The 569-nt window shown below is 44.5% G+C and carries 2 tRNA genes and 1 rRNA gene; all 3 read left to right on the plus strand.

Annotated elements, in window-relative coordinates:
* Positions 1-129 (plus strand): 16S ribosomal RNA (locus JMN12_RS15065); the annotation flags it as partial.
* Positions 130-290: 161 nt separating this feature from the next.
* Positions 291-364 (plus strand) — tRNA-Ile (locus tag JMN12_RS15070).
* A 78-nt stretch (positions 365-442) separates the two neighbouring features.
* Positions 443-516 (plus strand) — tRNA-Ala (locus JMN12_RS15075).
* Positions 517-569 lie beyond the last annotated feature (53 nt).

Raw genomic sequence — 569 nt, forward strand, 5'->3', positions numbered from 1 at the left:
GTCAAGCCATGGAAGCTGGGAGTACCTGAAGACGGTCACCGCGAGGAGCTGTTTAGGGTAAAACTAGTGACTGGGGCTAAGTCGTAACAAGGTAGCCGTACCGGAAGGTGCGGCTGGAACACCTCCTTTCTAGAGAAAACCGAAATTTAAAGACGAGTTACGAACGACGAATGACGAACATAAAGTTATTAAGAGTTCCTAACGATATAGGACACCCATTCTTTAAATCTTGCTGACAACAAAATAAAATTTGCAAATTTGCTAATTTACAAATTTGCTAATTAGAACAAAGTCTCATAGCTCAGCTGGTTAGAGCGCTACACTGATAATGTAGAGGTCGGCAGTTCGAGTCTGCCTGGGACTACAAGCTAAAGAAGGAAATTCTAGGAGCTGAAGAGAGACGAATATCGTAATTCGTAATTCGTAACTCGTCATTAAGCACGGGGAATTAGCTCAGCTGGCTAGAGCACCTGCCTTGCACGCAGGGGGTCAAGGGTTCGAATCCCTTATTCTCCACAGTAGGGGCGAATAGTAATTCGCCCATTGCAAAGTACATTGACATATTGGGA

Origin of the sequence: Capnocytophaga genosp. AHN8471, from assembly GCF_016806945.1 — a bacterium.
GTDB classification, from domain to species: Bacteria; Bacteroidota; Bacteroidia; order Flavobacteriales; family Flavobacteriaceae; genus Capnocytophaga; species Capnocytophaga periodontitidis.